This is a genomic window from Sphingomonas sp. (genome assembly GCF_025362505.1).
Classification (GTDB): domain Bacteria; phylum Pseudomonadota; class Alphaproteobacteria; order Sphingomonadales; family Sphingomonadaceae; genus Sphingomicrobium.
The window spans coordinates 1-4,730 of the sequence record NZ_JANYGG010000034.1 but is presented as its reverse complement, the minus strand read 5'-3'; the positions used below and the strand labels follow the sequence as shown (position 1 = coordinate 4,730).

5 protein-coding genes and 1 pseudogene are annotated in these 4,730 nt (G+C 67.2%); 2 read left to right on the top strand and 4 right to left on the bottom strand.

Annotated features, from left to right (window positions below):
* Together Q0R27_RS02830 and Q0R27_RS02825 are read left to right on the top strand one after the other, a co-directional pair.
* Positions 1-987: gamma-glutamyltransferase (locus Q0R27_RS02830; RefSeq protein WP_293940702.1), on the top strand; the 987-nt coding region annotated here is incomplete at its 5' end.
* Positions 984-2,768 carry an AMP-dependent synthetase/ligase gene (locus Q0R27_RS02825; protein ID WP_293940700.1) on the top strand — a complete coding sequence of 595 codons (1,785 nt, stop codon included), beginning with the start codon at positions 984-986 and terminating at the stop codon, positions 2,766-2,768. The genes Q0R27_RS02830 and Q0R27_RS02825, both read left to right, overlap by 4 nt.
* On the opposite strand, the gene Q0R27_RS02820 is transcribed toward Q0R27_RS02825, so the two are convergent.
* The 4 genes and pseudogenes from Q0R27_RS02820 to Q0R27_RS02805 form a co-directional block, all read right to left on the bottom strand.
* On the bottom strand, positions 2,765-3,190 hold the full coding sequence (locus Q0R27_RS02820) for a hypothetical protein (protein WP_293940698.1): 426 nt from the start codon (positions 3,188-3,190) through the stop codon (positions 2,765-2,767). The genes Q0R27_RS02825 and Q0R27_RS02820 overlap by 4 nt on opposite strands.
* 73 nt (positions 3,191-3,263) lie before the next feature.
* Entirely contained in the window at positions 3,264-3,992 is a 729-nt protein-coding gene (gloB, locus tag Q0R27_RS02815; protein WP_293940696.1) for a hydroxyacylglutathione hydrolase, read from the bottom strand.
* Complete coding sequence (locus Q0R27_RS02810) at positions 3,992-4,405, bottom strand: VOC family protein (protein WP_293940694.1); 414 nt, start codon at positions 4,403-4,405, stop codon at positions 3,992-3,994. Before Q0R27_RS02810 ends, gloB begins: the two co-directional genes overlap by 1 nt.
* A gap of 16 nt (positions 4,406-4,421) precedes the next feature.
* Positions 4,422-4,730: pseudogene (locus tag Q0R27_RS02805) on the bottom strand (hypothetical protein); the annotation flags it as partial.

The following is a 4,730-nucleotide window of genomic DNA, read 5'->3' as shown; positions in this document are numbered from 1 at the left end:
CGTGCCGCGCACAATCCCTCGCCGATGACCGTTGGCGATCTGGCGACCTACAGCGCCAAGGAGCGCCCGCCGGTGTGCGGGGCGTATCGCGGGTACAGGATCTGCGGGATGGGTCCGTCATCGTCGGGCGGGATCGCGGTGATCCAGACGCTGAAAATGCTCGAGCGGTTCGACCTCGCCGCACTCGGCCCCAATTCGCCCACGACCTGGCATCTCATCGCCGAGTCGATGCGCCTCGCTTATGCTGACCGCGACAAATATCTCGGCGACCCCGACTATGTGTCGGTGCCGGTCGCGGGGTTGCTCGACCCGGCCTATCTCGCCGAGCGGTCGAAGCTGATTTCGGCGACCGCAACGAACAATGCCGTCACCGCGGGCTCACCTGCCGGCGCGCCGAAGATGGCGCTCGGGGTCGAGGCAGTCGAGCATGGCACCTCGTCCTTCGCGATTGCCGACCGCGCCGGCAATGTCGCCTCGATCACTTCGACGATCGAAAGTGGCTTCGGCTCGGGGCTGGTCGTCAACGGCTATTATCTCAACAACGAGCTGACCGACTTCAGCTTCGTGCCCGCGGTCGATGGCGTCCCCGTGGCGAACCGCGTCGAGGGCGGCAAGCGGCCGCGCAGCTCGATGTCCCCGACGATCGTCACCGGGCCCGATGGGCGCGTGCGGCTGGCGGTCGGCGCGGCGGGCGGATCGACCATCCCGGCGCAGGTGATCAAGGCGATCATCGGCGTCCTCGACTGGAAGATGAGTGCGCAGGCCGCGATCGCCGCACCCGAGATATTCGCGCCGAGCGGCCCCAACGTCTATGTCGAGCAGGGGTCGCCGCTGGAGGCGATGATCCCGGCGCTCAACGCGCTCGGCCACGCATCGGTCACGACGATCCCACCACAGACCTTCAAGGCGAACGCGATCGAGTGGGCCGGCGGCCGCTGGGTCGGCGCCGCCGATCCGCGCAGCGAGGGCGTGGCGGTGTCGCAATGACCGCAAGGCGAGGCGCGCGGGAATTCGAGCATTTCCCCAACCTCGTCAGCATGTTCTTCACGCGCGCCGAGCAGCAGGGCGATGAACCCTTCCTGTGGGCCAAGCACGACGACGAATGGCAGCCGACCAGTTGGCGCAACGCCGCGCGGCAAGTCGCGGCGCTGGCCGCGAGCCTCAAGGCAATCGGCCTCAATCCCGGCGAGCGCGTCATGCTGGTCAGCGAAAACCGCCCCGAATGGCTGATCAGCGACCTCGCGATCATGGCGGCGGGCTGCGTCACGGTGCCGACCTACACCACCAACACGACCCGCGATCACCAGCATATCCTCGGCAATTCAGGCGCCCGCGCGGTGATCGTGTCGTCGCAGAAACTGGCGAAGAACCTCATCCCCGCGGTGCTGTTTGCGTCGGAATGTCACCACATCATCTCGTTCGATCCGCTGTCGGTCCAGCAGTCACCCGACGTCGCACAATTCCATTCGTGGTCGGACATGGCAGCCGGTCCCGCCGACGTCGCCGCCGCGGGGGCTGCCGCCGCGACGATCAAGCGCGAGGACCTCGCCTGCCTGATCTACACCAGCGGCACCGGCGGCGCGCCACGCGGGGTACGCCAGCATCACGGCGCGATCCTCCACAATGTCGAAGGCTGCATCGACGTCATCGCCAATGATTTCGGCTGGGACGACGAGGTGTTCCTGTCTTTCCTCCCCGCCAGCCACGCCTACGAACATTCGGGCGGGCAGCATTTCCCGATCGGGCTGGGCGCGCAAATCTACTTCGCCGAGAGCCTCGAGAAACTCGCCGCCAATATCGAGGAAGTGCGCCCGACGCTGATGGTGGTTGTGCCGCGGCTGTTCGAAATGTTGCGCGCCAGAATCCTCAAGACGATCGAGAAGGACGGCGGACTTCGGGCCTACCTCCTTGCCCGCGCGATCACGATCGAGGGGCGCCGCGCGGCGGGAACGAAACGCCTGATCGACGCGCCGATGGACCGGCTGCTCGACTTCACGCTGCGCAAGAAGGTCCAGGCGAAGTTCGGCGGGCGGATCAAGGCGATGGTGTCGGGCGGTGCGCCGCTCAATCCCGAGGTCGGCAATTTTTTCGCCGCGACCGGACTGACGGTGTTGCAGGGCTATGGCCAGACCGAGGCGGGGCCGGTGATCAGCTGCAACCGCCCCGCCGCCGGGATCGCGATGGCGACGGTCGGGCCGCCACTCAAGAACACCGAGGTGCGCATCGCCGAGGATGGCGAGATCATGGTGCGCGGCGAGCTGGTGATGCACGGCTACTGGCGCGACCCCGAGGGCACCGCCAAGGTGCTGGGCGTTGCCGGTTCCGAATGGGACGGCTGGCTCGCGACCGGCGATGTCGGGCACCTCGACGCCAAGGGCCGGATCGTCATCACCGATCGCAAGAAGGACCTGATCGTCAACGACAAGGGCGATAATGTCGCGCCGCAGCGGGTCGAGGGAATGCTGACCCTCCAGCCCGAGATCGCCCAGGCAATGGTCTATGGCGACCGCCGCCCGCATCTCGTCGCGCTGCTGGTGCCCGAGGCCGAGATCGCCGGGCTGCCTGACCTCCAGCAACGACTGTCAAAGGCGGTCGACCGGGTCAACGCCGAGCTCAGCGTGATCGAGAAGGTGCGCCGCTTCGTCATCGCCGACGGCTTCACTGTCGAGAATGAGCAGCTGACCCCGTCGATGAAGATCCGCCGCCACGTCATCGGCGAGGCCTATGGCGAATTGCTCGACGCGCTTTATTCGAGCGCCAAGCGCTAGCTTCTCCGCGGTCGTTCGTAGGGGACGAACGAATCGAACGCGCAGCTGCCGACGGTGAAGCCGTTCTGCAGGTCGACCACGCGGGCGATGTCGCCGCGGCACAAGCCCATTCCGCCGAAACTGTGCGTGACCAGCGTATAACTGCCCGACCCGAGCGGCGAGCAACCGCCGTGTGGTGACTGGACGAACACGCGCGAGCCGTCGCGAAACAGGATCGTGTTGTCGTCGATGATCTGCATATCGCTCGACCGGGTGGACTGGAGGCAGTCGACCGGCTTGCCCGCGACCTTTCCCGCCAGCGCGCGGCGCACCTCATCCTCGTGGCGCGCGGTGCGCTGATAGGGCTGGGCGAGGTTGGCGGTGCAGGCGGCGAGCGCTCCGGCGGCCAGAGCGAGGGGCGCAAGGTGGGCGAGGCGGCGCATGACGGTCACTCCCGATAAAAGGCGGCATTACCCGCTAGTAACACAGCAAGCGCCGCTTCGGATGAAAGCAGGATTAACGAAAGCTGTCCTTGGCCGCGCGGCGCTCGGCGAACTCGGCAACGTCGCGCGCGAGGAGGAAGGGGTTGGTGGCAAGCTCGGCGGCAATCGTCGTCGGCACCGTCGCGCGGCCCTCGGCGCGGGCCCGTTCGACCTCGGCGAGGCGCGCGGCGATCGCGGCATTGCCGGGCTCCGCGTGGGCGGCGAAGCGGGCATTGGCCAGGGTGTATTCGTGGGCGCAATAAACCGCCGTCTCGGGTGGGAGGGTAGCCAGGCGGTTGAGACTGTTGAACATCTGCTCGGGGGTGCCCTCGAACAACCGGCCACAGCCCATCGCGAACAGCGTGTCCCCGACAAACGCGACCTTGTCCTCGCCGAACACCAGCGCGATGTGGCCGAGCGTGTGACCGGGAACTTCACGAACATCGCCCTTATGGGCCCCGAGGCGGACCTCGTCCCCTTCGGCAAGCTCGATATCCAGCCCCTGGATCTTCGCGGACTCTCTACGCGGCCCGCTGATTGTAGCACCGGTCGCCTCTTTTACCGCAAGGTTGCCGCCGGTGTGGTCGGGGTGCCAGTGGGTGTTCCAGACCTGCGAAATCTTCCAGCCACGCGCTTCGGCCACCGCGAGGACCGGGGCCGCGTCGCCCGGATCGACCACCGCGGTCTCGCCGCTGTCAGCGTCATGGACGAGCCACAGATAATTGTCGCTGAACGCCGGGACGCAGACGATCTCGAGCGGCATCACCACTCGCCCGTGTTGGCCATCGACGCCCACGGCTCGGTGGGGTCGAGATGGCCGTCCTGGAGCAGTTCGACCGAGATCCCGTCGGGCGAGCGGACGAACGCCATGTGGCCGTCGCGCGGCGGGCGGTTGATCGTCACGCCGGCGTCCATCAGCCGCTGACAGGTCTCGTAGATATTGTCGACGCGAAAGGCGAGATGACCGAAATTGCGCCCCCCGGTGTAGCCGCTCTGGTCCCAGTTGTGGGTCAGTTCGACCTCGCCGCCCTCATCGCCCGGCGCGGCGAGGAAGATCAGGGTGTATTTGCCCTGCGGCACTTCCATCCGCTGCCGCTCCTCGAGCCCGAGCAGCTTGAAGAAGGCGATCGTCGCGTCGGGGTCCGATACGCGCAGCATCGAGTGGAGGAATTTCATGGTCGGCGCGAGTCCCTTATGGTTTGGGGGCGGACTGCACCGTCAGCGGCACGTCGGCAAGCCCGAGCGCCTGTCTTGCCAGCCGACCCGTGGGGCCGTTGGGGTCGGCGCCAAGCGCTTTCTGCCACGCGGTTCGCGCCGCCGCATCCTCGCCGGCGAGGCTCGCGACGTGGCCGCTTTCGAACAGGATGGTGGGATCGTTCGGCGCCAGCGACAGCGCCCGCGCAATCGCGATCTTCGCCCGCGGCACGTCGCCCGCCGCGACCGCCAGCGTGGTCCGGAAATACCACAGGAACGGATCGCCGGGGACCAGCCGCGCGGCTTC